This window comes from Polynucleobacter sp. AP-Kolm-20A-A1, assembly GCF_018688315.1.
In the GTDB taxonomy this organism is placed as follows: domain Bacteria; phylum Pseudomonadota; class Gammaproteobacteria; order Burkholderiales; family Burkholderiaceae; genus Polynucleobacter.
Genome location: NZ_CP061315.1, coordinates 1,669,415 through 1,686,054 on the forward strand (window position 1 = coordinate 1,669,415; position 16,640 = coordinate 1,686,054).

At 45.9% G+C, this 16,640-nt stretch carries 15 protein-coding genes; 6 read left to right on the top strand and 9 right to left on the bottom strand.

Annotated features, from left to right (window positions below):
* Positions 1 to 53: 53 nt before the first annotated feature.
* Both groL and C2745_RS08315 read right to left on the bottom strand, forming a co-directional pair.
* Positions 54 to 1,706 (bottom strand): chaperonin GroEL, encoded by a 1,653-nt coding sequence (gene groL / locus C2745_RS08310; RefSeq protein WP_215384136.1) that lies wholly within the window; start codon positions 1,704 to 1,706, stop codon positions 54 to 56.
* A 28-nt stretch (positions 1,707 to 1,734) separates the two neighbouring features.
* Positions 1,735 to 2,025 (bottom strand): co-chaperone GroES, encoded by a 291-nt coding sequence (locus C2745_RS08315; RefSeq protein ID WP_072582790.1) that lies wholly within the window; start codon positions 2,023 to 2,025, stop codon positions 1,735 to 1,737.
* Between the two features lie 317 nt (positions 2,026 to 2,342).
* Here C2745_RS08315 and C2745_RS08320 point away from each other — a divergent pair, with 317 nt between their 5' ends.
* Genes C2745_RS08320 through dacB form a run of 4 tightly spaced genes read left to right on the top strand, consistent with a single transcriptional unit; the run spans position 2,343 to position 7,822 of the window.
* Entirely contained in the window at positions 2,343 to 3,185 is an 843-nt protein-coding gene (locus C2745_RS08320) for a diguanylate phosphodiesterase (protein ID WP_215384137.1), read from the top strand.
* Entirely contained in the window at positions 3,185 to 3,808 is a 624-nt protein-coding gene (locus tag C2745_RS08325; protein WP_215384138.1) for a response regulator transcription factor, read from the top strand. Before C2745_RS08320 ends, C2745_RS08325 begins: the two co-directional genes overlap by 1 nt.
* A gap of 7 nt (positions 3,809 to 3,815) precedes the next feature.
* Complete coding sequence (locus C2745_RS08330; protein WP_215384139.1) at positions 3,816 to 6,242, top strand: ATP-binding protein; 2,427 nt, start codon at positions 3,816 to 3,818, stop codon at positions 6,240 to 6,242.
* A 41-nt stretch (positions 6,243 to 6,283) separates the two neighbouring features.
* On the top strand, positions 6,284 to 7,822 hold the full coding sequence (dacB, locus tag C2745_RS08335) for a D-alanyl-D-alanine carboxypeptidase/D-alanyl-D-alanine-endopeptidase (RefSeq protein ID WP_215384140.1): 1,539 nt from the start codon (positions 6,284 to 6,286) through the stop codon (positions 7,820 to 7,822).
* Here the strand turns inward: dacB and C2745_RS08340 are convergent.
* Genes C2745_RS08340 through C2745_RS08370 form a run of 7 tightly spaced genes read right to left on the bottom strand, consistent with a single transcriptional unit; the run spans position 7,768 to position 15,275 of the window.
* The gene (locus C2745_RS08340) at positions 7,768 to 8,871 is read right to left on the bottom strand and encodes an L-threonylcarbamoyladenylate synthase (RefSeq protein WP_215384141.1); all 1,104 of its coding nucleotides are present in this window, start codon (positions 8,869 to 8,871) and stop codon (positions 7,768 to 7,770) included. The genes dacB and C2745_RS08340 overlap by 55 nt on opposite strands.
* A gap of 2 nt (positions 8,872 to 8,873) precedes the next feature.
* Positions 8,874 to 10,058, bottom strand: a complete 1,185-nt coding sequence (locus C2745_RS08345; protein WP_215384142.1) for a 5-(carboxyamino)imidazole ribonucleotide synthase — start codon at positions 10,056 to 10,058, stop codon at positions 8,874 to 8,876.
* A 3-nt stretch (positions 10,059 to 10,061) separates the two neighbouring features.
* Positions 10,062 to 10,556, bottom strand: a complete 495-nt coding sequence (gene purE, locus C2745_RS08350; protein ID WP_215384143.1) for a 5-(carboxyamino)imidazole ribonucleotide mutase — start codon at positions 10,554 to 10,556, stop codon at positions 10,062 to 10,064.
* 50 nt (positions 10,557 to 10,606) lie between these two features.
* Positions 10,607 to 11,503 (bottom strand): phosphoribosylaminoimidazolesuccinocarboxamide synthase, encoded by an 897-nt coding sequence (locus tag C2745_RS08355; protein ID WP_215384144.1) that lies wholly within the window; start codon positions 11,501 to 11,503, stop codon positions 10,607 to 10,609.
* Between the two features lie 7 nt (positions 11,504 to 11,510).
* Entirely contained in the window at positions 11,511 to 12,575 is a 1,065-nt protein-coding gene (gene fba / locus C2745_RS08360) for a class II fructose-bisphosphate aldolase (RefSeq protein ID WP_215347708.1), read from the bottom strand.
* A 49-nt stretch (positions 12,576 to 12,624) separates the two neighbouring features.
* Positions 12,625 to 14,061: a pyruvate kinase gene (pyk, locus tag C2745_RS08365; RefSeq protein WP_215384145.1), complete on the bottom strand. Its 1,437-nt coding sequence runs from the start codon at positions 14,059 to 14,061 to the stop codon at positions 12,625 to 12,627.
* 2 nt (positions 14,062 to 14,063) lie between these two features.
* Positions 14,064 to 15,275 (bottom strand): phosphoglycerate kinase, encoded by a 1,212-nt coding sequence (locus C2745_RS08370; protein ID WP_215384146.1) that lies wholly within the window; start codon positions 15,273 to 15,275, stop codon positions 14,064 to 14,066.
* Positions 15,276 to 15,476: 201 nt separating this feature from the next.
* On the opposite strand from C2745_RS08370, the gene C2745_RS08375 reads away from it, so the two are divergent.
* A complete protein-coding gene (locus C2745_RS08375; protein ID WP_215384147.1) occupies positions 15,477 to 16,400 on the top strand; it encodes a branched-chain amino acid transaminase in 924 nt (307 codons plus the stop codon).
* A gap of 14 nt (positions 16,401 to 16,414) precedes the next feature.
* Complete coding sequence (locus C2745_RS08380) at positions 16,415 to 16,603, top strand: zinc-finger domain-containing protein (RefSeq protein WP_215384148.1); 189 nt, start codon at positions 16,415 to 16,417, stop codon at positions 16,601 to 16,603.
* The last annotated feature ends 37 nt before the right edge of the window (positions 16,604 to 16,640 follow it).

Below are 16,640 nucleotides of genomic sequence, written 5' to 3' on the forward strand. Positions count from 1 at the left end.
TGAACTAGGCGTTTTAGTTTCTACAGCCAGAGGGCTGAGGAAATTGACAGCTATTACATCATGCCGCCCATTCCACCCATACCACCCATGCCGCCCATATCAGGCATACCGCCACCAGCAGAGTCATCTTTTGGTGCTTCGGAGATTGCACAGTCAGTAGTCAACAATAATCCTGCAACAGAAGCAGCATTTACCAATGCAGTCTTAGTTACTTTGGTTGGGTCAATCACGCCTTGTGCAACGAGGTCACCATACTCGCCGGTAGCCGCGTTGTAGCCGTTATTACCTTTGCTTGCTTGCACGGCATTAACAACCACACCAGCGTCTTCACCGGCATTACTTACGATCGTACGTAATGGCTCTTGCATAGCGCGCAATACGATGCTGATACCAGCGTCTTGATCAGCGTTATCGCCTTTCAAGCCCTTGATGCCTTGCATTGCACGAATCAATGCTACGCCACCGCCAGGAACAATACCCTCTTCAACGGCTGCACGAGTTGCATGCAATGCGTCGTCAACACGAGCTTTCTTCTCTTTCATTTCTACTTCAGTAGCAGCGCCAACACGAATCACTGCAACACCGCCAGCCAATTTGGCTACACGCTCTTGCAATTTTTCTTTGTCGTAGTCGCTAGTTGCTTCTTCGATCTGAACGCGGATGTTTTTCACGCGAGCTTCAATTGCTTTAGCATCGCCAGCACCGTCAATGATGATAGTGTTTTCTTTGCCTACTTCGATACGTTTAGCTTGACCTAAGTGCTCAAGAGTTGTTTTCTCGAGTGTGAGTCCGATTTCTTCAGCGATTACTGTACCGCCAGTCAAAATCGCGATGTCTTCCAACATAGCTTTACGACGATCACCAAAGCCTGGAGCCTTAACAGCACAAGTCTTGATGATGCCGCGGATGTTGTTTACAACCAAAGTTGCCAAGGCTTCACCTTCAACATCTTCTGCAATGATCAACAATGGACGACCAGACTTCGCTACTTGCTCGAGTACTGGGAGCAAATCGCGGATGTTAGCAATCTTCTTATCAAACAAGAGAACGTATGGGCTTTCCAATACGGCAACTTGCTTTTCAGGCTGGTTGATGAAGTATGGAGAGAGGTAGCCACGGTCAAACTGCATACCTTCAACCACTTCGAGTTCATCTTCCAAAGACTTACCATCTTCAACAGTAATAACGCCTTCTTTGCCCACTTTTTCCATTGCTTCAGCAATGCGCTGACCAATGCTGTGGTCGCTGTTTGCAGAGATTGAACCTACTTGAGCGATTTCTTTGGTAGTGGTGCAAGGCTTACTAATTTTTGCGAGCTCTTCAATAGCGGCTGTAACAGCCTTATCAATACCGCGCTTGAGGTCCATTGGGTTATGGCCTGAAACAACATACTTCATACCTTCGCGAACGATAGACTGAGCCAATACAGTAGCGGTAGTTGTACCGTCACCAGCGATATCAGCAGTTTTGGAAGCAACTTCCTTAACCATCTGCGCGCCCATGTTCTGGAGCTTATCTTTAAGTTCGATTTCTTTTGCAACAGATACACCGTCTTTAGTGATTGTTGGTCCGCCGAATGAACGCTCGATCACAACATTGCGACCCTTTGGTCCCAAAGTTGTTTTAACTGCATTAGCAAGAATATTCACGCCTTCGACCATCTTGGTGCGAGCGCTATCTCCAAATACAACGTCTTTTGCTGCCATGATTAAATTCCTCTCTTAAATACCGAAATTACTTCTGTACAACAGCCATGATGTCGTCTTCACGCATCACAATGAGTTCTTCGCTGTCAACTTTTACTGTTTGACCTGCATATTTACCAAACAACACGCGATCGCCTACTTTGACGTCTGGTGCGTTTAATTTGCCGCTGTCATCACGTTTGCCTGGGCCCACTGCCAAAACTTCACCTTGATCAGGTTTTTCTGCAGCAGCGTCAGGAATGATGATTCCGGATGCAGTTTTTGATTCTTGATCTAAACGCTTGATGATTACGCGATCATGTAAGGGACGCAAATTCATCTCTTCTCCTATGTTAGTAAGTGTTAACTATTTAAATAAACCATATAAATCAATGCTTTACAATCTCATTACACGCAAAGCAAGGTAAATTTACTGATAAATCACCTGTTTTAGCACTCGCGTGTAGGGAGTGCTGATTATATAGGTCTGACTCAGCGGATTTCAAGGGCCGATCACCTTAAATTCTTTATGGATTTAAGCCCTATCTATACTGGGGACAGGTAAGTAGGTCTTTTCCTACAGATAAATCAGGCTTAAGCCCTTACCCCTCCAATCCGTCCTGCCTAGACTGGACAGTCACCGATTGGAGAATGCTGATGAGCCCGAAATCCCGGCTGTACACGCTTGTAAAGGCATGGAAGAACAAACCCTTCCAAGAAGTACGAGACGCCTGTGGCGCACCTTGGCTTGGCATTAGCAGCCAAGCCCTTGAAGAACACCAATCCTGGTCCAAGCGACAAGCGATTAGCCATGAACCCATATTTAATTGCAAGGGGACAAAACTGACCGGCTCTTTATTTAGACCATTAATCACTGCAACTGATATGCAGTTTCTACGGCTATTTATGGAAGGCCTAGATGCAATCTCTTACTGGCATCGTAGCGGAAGATTTATTCCCGGAATTTTGCCTGTTCCAGAGCACGTCATTGCCTCTAGCGAATATGTAGATGCCATGAGTGATCTGATTTTGAATTCACGCTTGCCAGTGGGTCTGGTTGCAATCGGATTACAGTCCATGCCAGAGCGCAGTATGTTATCTAAATACAAGGACGGCTTACTACGTATGCGTCGTTTAGGAACACTACTGCACTTACTCAACTTCTCTGGCTGCGCAGAACAATTGCAGTGGGTAGAAGAGATGCAAATGGACGGTGTTCATATTGATATGGCCCAACTCCGAAAAGAGTTACTACCTTTTGATGCACTGTCTCAAATAAGGCGGCCAACATATTCATCAACGCAAATTTACGCCAGCAATATTACGCTTGTAAAAGATATTGAAAATGCTGCCGAGTGGCAGATCGACCATTGCTATGGCGGATTAATGATGCCCCCATTAAGTAGGCACCAAACATTACAAATTAACGATAGCAGAATCGCTAAAGCCATTTTTTCGCTGCACCCTCATCAACACCCAAACCAAAACGGAGATAAGTAATGAGAAAACGCGTGATGTTGGTAGATGACCATCCAGCTATGCTGATGGCTCTAAAAAGTATGTTGCAAGATCAGTTGCTATTTGAAATTGTCGGACAAGCCCAAAATGGCGAGGAATGCCTAAGATCCATGAAAGAAGTAAATCCAAACATGGTGATTCTGGATTTAGATATGCCCAAGACGGACGGCTTTGATGTTATCCGACGCATTGGCTTAATGCATCCCGAAGTTCGCATGCTGGTGCTATCTAGCATGGATGAGGCGGTTTATGGAGGCAGAGTGCGATCTTTGGGTGGCCATGGGTTTGTGAACAAGACGGCTGGAGCCGATGTCATTCTGGCAGCTTGCGTTGCTATCTCACAGGGTTACAACTTTTTTACTCATGGGAAGAATGGCAATAGCTCTCTGAGCGATAACGATAAATTAGCCCTGATCTCTGATCGTGAATTGCAAGTCATGAAATATCTAGGCAAAGGTAATACCAATCAACAAATATCAGACATGCTACATATCAGCAATAAGACAGTTGCCACATACAAGACTCGAGTATTCGATAAATTAGGCATTAACAACATAGCTGACTTAATTTTGTTCTGCCGCATGAATAAGATCATCGAAAGCTAAAGCTAGCATGCATCGATTCATTAGCTCTTTAGTACTCCTTGCCTGCACTCTGGCAGCTGGAACTACCCACGCCCACTCTTTAAGTTATGAAGAGCAGCAATGGATCGATGCCCACCCAATTGTTCGATTTAGCATCCATGAAAAGTATGCACCTTATTTACAAAGCAAGCGAAATGGTACGGATGCCGGTGTATTTCATATGGTTCTTGAAAAGCTTGGAAACTACACTCGACAACAATTTCTGCCGACATGGAGAAAAACGGATAAAGAAGGCTTGCATCAGTTGGCTAAGGGTGAAGTGGACTTCATCATTGATCCGCCTGAGGTCGATGAGGAATATCTACGATTTGGCTCTTTATCGGAAGCCATTTTTTGGGGTCATGATGCCATCCTCGCCAACAAAAATAAAGGTCCGATTGATCCGAAGAATGTTGTGTACTTTGACCGCGGCTTTGAAAGTCCAATATTTACTGCTGAGCCAAAAGCAAATGTATCTAGTCAACTCGATAAGCTGACTCTAGATTTAATAAAAAATGATATTGATGCTCTAATTCTCCCGATTCGTCTGGCTCAGTATTGGGTAAAAAATCTGAACAGAGCAGAACTGCAGATTGACGGTCTTTACACTAGAGAACCATTTGCATACCGCTGGCTAATTTCGCATCAAGACGCTCCGTTAAATAATATTCTTAATCGCTTCCTGGAAAATCTCGATCCAATTGCGTCACGTCATCTATTTGCTATTCACCCGCTAGAGTCGCAGCCTGGTAATAATCTTCACCGGAATAATCTCGCTTGGATTTCAACACTCTTGCTGCTGATTGCCGGCACATTAATGATGTGGCGCTGGCAAAGAACAAAAATACTCCAGGAGCAAATCACGACAAACTTGATTTCCTCTAAAGAGACAGCAGAAAAGGCAAATGCGGCTAAATCCGCCTTCCTAGCAACGATGAGTCATGAGATACGCACGCCGATGAATGCTATTTTGGGGGTTCAAGAGTTATTACTTACAAGTCAGAAATTTCCCGCTAACGACAAATTACTTTTAAAGAGTGCTCATGCCTCTGCAGAATCTCTTTTAGGCATTTTGAATCAGGTCTTGGATCTTTCCAAAATAGAGGCAGGAAAATTAACGCTAAATTTAGAGCCCTACTGCCTCAATTCGCTTATTGACGATATTGACTCTACCTTCGCAACAGTTGCCAATAAACACAAGCTCTCACTGCACACCAGCAAAGATCCGCGCATCGCCCCTGTCCTCATGATGGATGCCTTGCGACTTCGTCAAATCCTGCAAAACTTGCTGAGTAATGCCATTAAATTTACCGATCAAGGTGAAATCTACTTCTCCATTAGCGTGTTAGCCGATGACCATGCTGGACAGCTGATTGAGTTTCGCGTTATCGATACTGGCGTTGGCATGGGTAAAGAAGAAATCAAACTCGCACTACAAGCCTTTGAACAATTACCAGGGAAAGCAGACCAAACCAATGGGACAGGGCTTGGACTTACCATTACCAACCATCTAGTTACATCAATGAACAGTCAACTCTATTTTGAGAGTGCCCCTGGATTTGGGAGCAATATTCATTTCAGCATTGCATTTCCTCGAACAAGCATGGCTGCATCTAAGGCCAGCACTGAAAATGACCAAGCATTACATTCTAAAAAAATTATCCCCAAAAACTATCTGACTGATAAGCGCCCACTGCAAGCATTAGTGGTAGAAGACCATCCAGCTAGCCGCCAGATCATATCCTTGCAACTCGAGGCATTCGGCATTGAGGTTGAAGTCTGTGAAAGTGCGTTCATGGCACTAGAGCTGCTTTCAAAACAACATTTTGATTTACTCATTACAGATCAATCCATCCCAGGAATGCAGGGGTCTGAATTAGCCAAGAAAATTCGTTCACAGGGATTTGCGGATCTCGTCATCATCGGAGTAACGGCAGATATCTATGCACTAGATTCTCGTCATCGATTTTTAGCGGCCGGAATGAACGGGGTCTTAATTAAACCTCTCAGCCTAATGGGCCTAGAAAACGAGCTGACCCGCTATTTCAAGATTATTGAGTTTAGCGCCCCAGAAGACTTACAAAATACCTTGGATGAATATACCTTTGACGCGTTCGCGAATCTCTTAAGAGATAAACCAAATCATATCGCGGTGATACTAGAGGAAATTAAAAAAGTGCACGATGAAGCCCTAGAGATATTGCATCTAGAGCCAGTAAATGAGGTCCTCTTAAAAAGCCTAATTCATAAGGTAAAAGGTGGCGCCCAGCTCCTAGGAGCTGAACGGTTTATTCAATCCTGCGACCACCTAGAGAATGAAGGCTCGCTATCTGAAAAAATAGACTCATTCCAAAGGGTGCTCAAGGAGCAGAACCAAAATATTCTGCGATACCTGGAGAAGTTTTCGGATTCTTAAGTAATTTTGATATCTGATAGCGGGGGTTTATTCTATGGGGGATGCGACACTTTTTTAAATGCCTTCGTAAACCCACTTTAGCAGCCCTAACGGTCTGCGCAGGCTTGCTCACCCCGCCAGTTCATGCGGATGATGTCAGCGTGTCAATTCCCAAGGCAGTAAGCAATAGCCTGGAGCGCAATCAAATCCCAAAAGACTCCATCAGTATTTCGGTTATTGAGATAGAACCAGGTCAATCAGGAAAACAGCTTGGCAAGAGTATTTTGGACTGGCGTGCAGCAGAGGCCATGAATCCAGCCTCAACCATGAAGCTGCTAACCACGCTTTCAGGTTTAGATATCCTGGGATCCAAATATCGCTGGCACACCAATATTTACACCGATGGTCTGATTCGCCAAGGAACGCTGAAAGGTAACTTGTATTTACAAGGCACAGGTGATCCAAAGCTCATTCCAGAAGAGCTGACTAAGCTCATGAAAGAACTGCAGAGTCTAGGCATCCAAAAAATTGATGGCAATCTATTCTTTGATCGTAGCGCCTATGCGCCAAGTGTCATGGAACACAATACGATCGACGGCGAGTCGCTGCGTGCGTACAACGTTCCACCAGATCCTTTGCTTTATGCATTTAGAACACTCTCCTTTCAGCTAGGTAAATCACGTACTGCTGACTTCATAGATATCAGCTATACACCCACGCTATCAGGCCTAAAAATTGACAACCAAATGCAATTGGTTGATAGGTCGTGTGACAACTGGAAGAGCAATATCCAATTTAATCTAGATCCTGAGAGTGGAAATGGCACAAGCCAACTCCTGACTGCACAATTCTCTGGCGCCTTTCCAAGCGCGTGCAAAGGGGTAAATTACAACGTAGTTGCGCTTGATGCCAATACATTTTTGACGCAAGGATTTGCCGCTGCCTGGGAATTAGCTGGTGGAGTATGGGCGCAGCCCCCGATTGGCAAAAATGGTACGGTGCCGCTTGCGGCTCGCTTACTACTGCAATTCGAAGGCATCACTCTGGGGGAAGACGTACAAGACATTAACAAGTACTCTAATAATGTCATGGCCCGCCAACTCCTTCTAACACTGGCATTAGAAAAAATGGGTAAGCCTGCCACTACTGCCAATGGAGAAATCGTTGTTCAGAGCTGGCTCAAACAGAATGGCCTTAACTTTTCTGGCCTAGTAATTGAAAATGGCTCCGGCCTCTCTCGCAATGAAGCAATCACAGCAGGAAATATGAACCAACTACTGTTAACTGCACGCAATTTACCAGTGGGCGATATTTTCTACAACAGCCTGCCAATTGCTGGGACTGATGGCACGATGCGCAATCGCTTAATGACGCAGCTGAGAAAATTTTTACATCTTAAGAAAAAGCCTGAGGCAAGAATTAAAACTGGTTCACTAGCAGATGTTCGCGCGATCTCAGGCTATGTACTGAGCAAATCCGGAAAAATGTATGCGGTCACCTCTTTTATTAACCACCCCAATGCATGGAGGGGTCTTGAGGCGCATGATCAGCTATTAACGTGGCTACTTGAGGATGGCCCAGAACCAAAGCACGCACGCTGAAGTCGATCTCTGACGCCGTCCCACTCCTCACCTGCAGGCGGCTCAGGAAACAGAATTAAATCCCAGCCCTGCTGATCTAAATCACGCAATGAACGATAAAGCCGGCTGGCAAAAGCTCCACTATCGCTAGGCAGCTCAACTTCCTCAAAGTACACCGATGGATGGCCATCCTCACCAAGCGATGACTCCGAGTCCCAAACCCCTACAGCTACACGAGACTTGGTATCCGGGAACTCGCTTAAGGCATCCAAAACGCGACCGGGTGCGTATAAACGCAATGGAGTTGTAGGTGCGTAATGCGCGCGCAAGCTTCCAGAAACTCTTGGCAAGCCTTCATCAGCATTACTTTCTGAATTCTCGCCACGCTGAATTACCTTAATTCCAGTCTTAGCGAGAATCTCACTTGGAGTTATTACACCGGGCCTAAGAAGGAGTACTCTGTCACCCGAAGATAAATCGATAATGGTGGACTCAATGCCGACCTCACAATCGCCGCCATCCAAAATCATAAGATCTAAAACGCCTTCAAATTCATGGCGAACATCTGCAGCACTTGTTGGAGAAACTTTTCCAAAGCGATTGGCAGATGGTGCAACTACACCGCCCTTAAATTTTCGTAACAACTCTTGCGCTATTGGATGTGCTGGCGCGCGTATGGCAACCGTATCCTGACCACCAGTTAATTCATTAAGAACACTTTTATCTTTCTTGAAGACCAGTGTTAGTGGCCCTGGCCAAAAGGCATTTATCAAACGCAAAGCATCTTCAGATATGTCCCTTACCCACGGAGCTAAGATAGAAACCCAATCTACTTGTGCCTGATCAAATTTATCCGGGGCTGCTAGATGCACAATCAATGGATGGTTAGAAGGTCGCCCTTTGGTGGTAAAGATTTTTTTGATGGCCTCAGAATTTTTAGCGTCTGCGCCCAATCCATAGACAGTCTCGGTTGGGAACGCAACTAAACCGCCATCACGTAAAGTTTGCACCGCTTCATTCATCACTGCGGAAGATTGCGGGGACCTACTATCAGCTGTGTCCGCAGACATTTCTAGGGCTCGATCCCTAATTCAGAGGCAACGGCTGCGCAATTTTGACGAGCCTCATTGAGAGCTTCACCTAAACAGTTGATGTGACCCATTTTTCTTCCGATACGCGGATCTGATTTACCGTAAAGATGGAGCTTTGCATCTGGATGTGCAAGCACCTTATTCCAGGCGGGTTCTTTTGCGCGATCCTCACTACCCTCAAACCAAAGGTCGCCCAATAGATTGAGCATTGATACTGGCGCCAACTGACGAGTATCGCCGAGAGGTAGGCGCGCCATTGCTCTCACTTGCTGCTCAAACTGACTACTGACACAAGCATCCATTGTGTAGTGACCGGAATTGTGCGGACGAGGCGCGATTTCATTGGCGACGATATCGCCGTTTTTCAATATAAAGAATTCGATACAAAGTACGCCAACATAATCAATCTTCCGAATCAGGGCTTTAGCAGCTTCAATGATTTTCTTTTCTTGCGCCGGCTTGAGGGATGGAGCCGGCACAGTCGAGGTATGCAAAATACCATCACGGTGAATATTTTGAGATACGGGATAAGCAACTACCGCATCGTCATAACCACGCACGACCAATGCCGAAACTTCAAAATCTAAATCCATGCGCTTTTCTAATACACAAGGTACGCGACCAAAATCATTCCAAACTGTTTTCAAACCTTCTGAGTCATAAACAGTGGCTTGACCTTTGCCGTCATAACCCATGCGCGCAGTTTTCAAAATTCCAGGGAAAAGATCTGCAGGGACATGATCGATATCGGCATCATGCTCAATCACAAAGTTAGGTGCGGGACCAATATTCGTTTCGGATTTCCAGGTGGCTAAAAATTTCTTCTCGGCTACCCGGTTTTGCGCTAAAGATACGCAGCTACTGCGTGGGGCGACAAAGACACCCAATGACTCGAGTTCATCTAGCGCCTGTGCAGGCACATTCTCAAACTCCGTACTCACTGAAGCGCAAAGCGAAGCCATCTCTTTTAGAGCGGCAGAATCCGTGTAATCAGCTTGGATGAATTTTTCAGCAATTGAGCCAGCAGGGCTATTGGATCCAGGATCCAAAACGCAAACTTTGTAACCCATTGACTGGGCGGCTTGAGTAAACATCCGACCCAATTGACCGCCACCTAATATTCCTAAATATGAACCCGGCAAAATGGGTTCCATACGATCTGCCATTACTTAATATCCCGGCAAATTCATAGAGCGCGCAGTATCAGACTGCTTAACGCGGAACTCTTCTAAACGCTTAGCCAAATCTGCGTCATGCAAAGCCAAACCAGCAATCACATGCAAGGCAGCATTAGCGGCGCCCGCTTCGCCAATAGCAAAAGTTGCGACAGGAATGCCTTTAGGCATCTGCACAATTGAATACAAGGAATCTTCGCCACGCAAATATTTACTTGCCACAGGCACGCCATAAACAGGAACGATTGTCTTGGAAGCGAGCATGCCTGGTAAATGGGCTGCGCCACCGGCACCTGCAATGATTGCCTGCAAGCCATTGCCTTGTGCTTTTTCTGCATATTGGAACATGTCATCGGGCATACGGTGCGCCGAAAGAACTTTGGCCTCATGGGCAATTCCAAACTGCTCAAGCATTTGGGCGGCATGTTGCATGGTATCCCAATCCGAATTGGAACCCATCACTATTCCGACTATTGGCTTTTTACTCATTTACCTCTCCAAATGCCTTCAATATCAACTCAATACTTTCGAAGACTATATTATCCCTGAGTTAAGCGAGTCAGGGCTTCACGATACTTTTGAGCAGTCTTTTCAATGACGTCAGCAGGCAATTGCGGCGCTGGAGCAGTCTTAGGCCACAGCTTGCCGTTTACTTCAGCAGTTTCCAACCAATCACGAACAAATTGCTTGTCATATGACGGAGGGTTTGAGCCCACATAATAGGTTTCAGCAGGCCAAAAACGAGAAGAGTCCGCAGTAAGAATTTCGTCCATTAAGACTAGCTGCCCAGCATCATCCAAGCCAAACTCGAACTTGGTATCGGCAATGATGATTCCGCGAGTGGCGGCATACTCAGATGCCTCCTTATAAAGACGAATGCTAACTTCACGGATTTGATTGGCGAGCTTCTCACCAATTAATTCGATGACTTTTTCAAAAGAAATATTTTCATCATGCTCGCCCACTTCAGCTTTTGCAGCTGGAGTAAAAATTGGCTCAGGCAGCTTTTGTGCATTCTCCAAACCTGCTGGCAGAGCAATGCCGCAAACTTTGCCAGTTTCTTTGTAATCTTTCCAACCGCTACCGGCCAAGTAACCACGCACCACTGCCTCAACCAAAATAGGCTTTAAGCGCTTAGCAACTACTGCACGGCCTTTTACCTGACTTACTTCATCTGCACTCACAACAGTAGAAGGATCAATGCCGGTTAAATGATTGGGGATGACTGATGCCAATTTCTCAAACCAAAAATTAGCCATCTGATTCAGCACAACGCCCTTTTCAGGAATCGGCTCGCCCATTACGACATCGAATGCAGACAAACGATCAGTGGTGATCATCAATAACTTGTCATCACCCAGGGCGTATACATCGCGCACCTTGCCTTTAGATAGCAAAGGTAATGACTTAATAGAAGTTGCGTATAAACCAGCCATATTTAAATCACTTCACGATCTGAGTTAGTTTGCCGCTCTTATAAAGTTCAGCCATTTTTTCTAGGGAGATAGGCTTGATTTTCGAAGCCTGGCCAGCAGAACCAAAAGCTTGAAAGCGTGCAATACAAACTTTTTTAGCCGCCTCACGCGCTGGTTTCAAGTAATCACGTGGATCAAATTTACTTGGATTCTCAATAAAGTAGCGACGAATAGCACCCGTCATCGCCAAACGAATATCAGTATCAATATTGATCTTGCGAACGCCATTCTTGATGCCTTCTTGAATCTCCTCAACTGGTACGCCATAGGTTTCTTTCATATCACCACCAAACTCACGAATCTCAGCAAGCAGCTCTTGTGGAACGCTGGATGAGCCGTGCATTACTAGGTGGGTATTTGGGATGCGCGCATGGATTTCTTTAATGCGATCAATCGCCAAGATATCGCCAGTTGGTTTTTTGCTGAACTTATATGCACCATGACTAGTGCCAATTGCAATTGCCAAAGCATCACATTGGGTTGCCTTCACAAAGTCTGCTGCCTGCTCAACATCCGTCAACAACTGTTCACGAGTCATCTTGCCGTCAGCACCATGACCATCTTCTTTATCACCTTGCATAGTTTCCAGGGAACCTAACACTCCAAGCTCAGCTTCCACAGTGACTCCGATGGAGTGAGAAAACTTCACAACCTCTTTGGAAACATCAACGTTGTATTCATAACTTGCAACCGTCTTACCATCGGCCTCGAGAGAGCCATCCATCATGACACTAGTAAAACCACTTTTAATTGCAGCCATACACACCGCTGGGCTTTGGCCATGGTCTTGATGCATGACGACTGGGATGTGTGGGTATGCCTCTACTGCTGCGGAAATGAGATGGCGTAAAAATGCTTCGCCAGCATATTTACGCGCCCCAGCAGATGCTTGCATGATGACTGGAGAATCGGCCTCATTGGCCGCTTCCATAATTGCAGTAACTTGCTCTAAGTTGTTTACGTTGAATGCTGGCAAGCCATAACCATTCTCTGCTGCATGATCCAAGAGTTGTCGTAAAGATACTAAAGCCATGATGTTCTCTTAATTAGTGTTGTGTTTAAAGTGATAAATAGATTGTGAATTACTTCACGTGAATAATTTTGAGGCTATTCGTTCCACCAGGCTCACCCATCGGCTCGCCAGAAGTTAAGACCACCGTATCGCCCTTGTTTACTGCGCCAGCTTTTTTCAAGCAGGCCTCAACTTCTTGCAAAGCGGTATCGCGATCCTTGGTGTAATCGAGGCCAATTGGCGTCACATTGCGATAAGTACTTAATGCGCGCTGTGTTGCAATCTTGGAAGTCAGAGCAAAAATAGGCACATGAATGTTGTGACGGCTCATCCAAATGGCTGTTGACCCAGAATCAGTCAAAGCAGCAATCGCATTGGCATGTAAGTGGTGAGCGGTAAACAAGGCTCCCAATGCAATAGTTTGATCAATACGCGTAAAGGTTTGATCCAGAAAATCAGTATCCAACTTAACGGGATCTGACTTTTCTGCTTCGATACAAATTTCTGCCATCGCTTTAATTGTCTGGACAGGATATGAACCCGCAGCAGATTCGGCAGAAAGCATCACTGCATCAGTGCCATCCAAAACCGCATTAGCAACGTCGCTGACTTCTGCGCGAGTAGGTACAGGAGCATTAATCATGGACTCCATCATTTGTGTAGCAGTAATCGTAAATTTATCTGCCTCACGTGCCCACTTAATCATGCGCTTTTGCAGAGCAGGCACTGCTGCGTTACCAACTTCAATCGCTAAGTCACCACGCGCAACCATGATGCCGTCACTCTCAGCAATAATGCTTTTAAGGGCATCTGGCTCAATAGCTTCTGCGCGCTCAACTTTAGCAATAGTGCGAACCTTACCAACGCCATACTTTGCACTGGCTGCATCCGCCAACTTACGAGCATAGGCCATGTCAGCGCCATCTTTTGGAAAGCTAATCGCCAAGAAATCGACGCCCATAGCAATAGCAGCATCTAAGTCAGCGATATCTTTTTCGGTAAGAGCGGGTGCAGTTAAACCACCACCGGCACGGTTAATACCTTTGTTGTTGGAGAGTGGGCCACCTTGCTCTACGAGAGTAAAAATCTCTCCGCCTTTAACGCCTTCGACACGCAAAACAACCAGGCCATCATTCAATAACAGGCGATCCCCAGGCTTAACATCATTTGGCAACTCTTTGTAATCTAAACCAACCCGACCTTGATTACCTAGTTCACATGCCACATCCAAAATAAACTTTTCACCTTCTTTAAGAAGGATCTTGGTGTCGGCAAATTTACCCACACGAATTTTTGGTCCCTGCAAATCGGCCATGATGCCAACTTCTTTGCCCGCTTCAGCAGAAATACTTCTCACCAAATCATGGCGCGCTTTATGGTCAGCAACTGTGCCATGAGAAAAATTCATGCGCACTACATCTACGCCTGCACGAATCATGTCACGCAATACCTCTGGTTTTTCTGATGCAGGACCAAGAGTTGCAATGATTTTTGTTGCTCGAAGCATATTTAGTCTTTCGCCCGTTCGGCTAATACTGCAAAGGCTGGCAAAGTTTTACCTTCGAGGAATTCCAAGAAAGCGCCGCCGCCAGTTGAGATGTAATCCACTTGATTTTCAATACCGTATTTAGCAATCGCCGCCAAGGTATCGCCACCACCAGCAATAGAAAAAGCTGGTGAATGCGCAATGGCTGCAGCAAGCATCTTTGTGCCGCCACCAAACTGATCAATTTCAAATACGCCCAACGGGCCATTCCAAACAATCGTGCCTGCATGCGCAAGCATGATGGATAGTCTCGCAGCCGTCTTAGGGCCAATGTCCAAAATCATGTCGTCTTCAGCAACCTGATCCGCAGGAACGCGGTTTGCACGTGCGAGTGGTGACAATTCATTTGCAACAACTACGTCCTCAGGAATGGGCACATGAGCGCCACGCTTTTCCATGAGCGCCATAATTTCTCTGGCTTCATCAACTAAGTCTGGCTCAGCAAGTGATTTACCAATTGGCAATCCTTTAGCCAACATGAAAGTATTGGCAATGCCGCCGCCAACAATGAGCTCATCTACCTTTTCTGATAACGCTTTCAGAATGGTGAGCTTAGAAGAAACTTTAGAGCCAGCAACAATTGCTACGAGCGGCCGCTTAGGGCTTGCCAGTGCACGGCTCAAAGCATCCAATTCTGCGGCCATCAATGGACCTGCGCAAGCAACCGGAGCAAACTTCGCGACACCATTGGTTGTTGCTTCTGCACGATGGGCAGTACCAAAAGCATCATTTACATAAACATCACACAAGCCAGCAATCTTTTTTGATAGCTCGTCATTATTTTTTTTCTCACCAACATTCAAGCGACAGTTTTCTAGCAAGACCACTTCACCAGGATTTACTTCAAAGCCACCATTTACCCAGTCGCTAATTAAAGGGACTTTACGGTTGAGTAATGTGGCGATGCGATCTGCCACTGGAGCAAGGCTATCTTCAGGCTTAAATTCACCCTCGGTTGGGCGTCCTAAATGCGAAGTGACCATTACAGCAGCACCAGCATCAAGACACATTTGCACGGCAGGCATAGAAGCGCGAATTCGAGTGTCTTCGGTAATATTTCCAGCCTCATCTTGGGGCACATTCAGGTCGGCGCGGATAAATACTCGCTTTCCCTTGAGTTGGCCTGACTGGGCTAAATCGCTTAAACGCTTAACTTTGAATAATGATTCCGGCATGAGATTAGGGCAAATATGGTGGTTTATGGGGAATGCTCCATTCTAAATGCTCTGGGCTACCAAAACCAATGGAATGGGCCGATCTGACTGCGCTGCCTGCTCTACAATAGAGACTTGGACGCATTTTGGCCCCAGGATGAATAAACCCCTAGCCTAGCGCCCCGATTAACCCGGTTTAATAGATATAAAAAGGTAGAGAAAATGTCGATGTCCGACCGCGATGGCTTTATTTGGTCCGATGGGAAGCTGATTCCCTGGCGTGAGGCCAATGTTCATGTCCTAACCCATAGTCTCCACTACGGAATGGGTGTTTTTGAGGGTATTCGAGCCTACAAAACCCCCCAGGGCACAGCCATTTTCCGCCTCCAGGAGCACGTAAAGCGCCTTTTCAATGGAACTAAGATATTCCAGATGAATATGCCTTACAGCCAAGAAGAGATCACCAAGGGCATTATTCAGGTTGTTAACAGCAATAAGCTGGAATCTTGCTATATCCGCCCAATTATCTTTATTGGCTCCCAGAAGTTAGGCATCTCTCCTAAAGGCAACAGCATCCATACAGCGATTGCAGCCTGGGAATGGGGCGCTTACTTGGGTGAAGACGGCTTAAATAAGGGCATTCGCGTAAAAACCTCCTCCTTTACACGCCATTTTGTAAATTCTTCACTGGTTCGTGCAAAAGCATCTGGCTATTACATAAATTCGATTTTGGCCAATCAAGAAGTAACTGCAAACGGATATGACGAAGCTTTATTACTCGATACAGAAGGTTACGTTTCTGAAGGCTCTGGCGAAAACCTTTTCATGGTTCGCAATGGCATCGTTTACACACCTGATCTTGCCTCTTGTCTTGATGGCATCACACGTGACTCAGTCATGCAGATTGCAAAAGATCTTGGCTACGAAGTTCGTGAAAAGCGTATTACTCGCGACGAAGTGTATTCCGCTGACGAAGCTTTCTTTACCGGTACCGCCGCTGAAGTAACGCCCATTCGTGAACTCGACGATCGCACCATTGGTGATGGCAAGCGTGGCCCTATCACTGAAAAAATTCAGAAGACTTATTTTGATGCAGTCTACGGCAGAGATAGCAAATACAAAGCGTGGCTTACTTACGTTAAGTAATTAGGAAAAGAGATATGACTCAAGCTCAAGTAACAATGGTGGATGGCAAAGATTTGCCATTGCATTGCCCCACCAATAAAACTCCAGCCTGGAATTCGCATCCACGCGTCTTTCTAGATATCACTAAAACCGGTGAAGCGAAGTGCCCATATTGCGGTACTGAATATAAGCTGATTCCGGGTACCAAACCACACGGCCACTAAGCCTTATCAGCGCCCTCAGGGGCGCTGAGTCGGGATA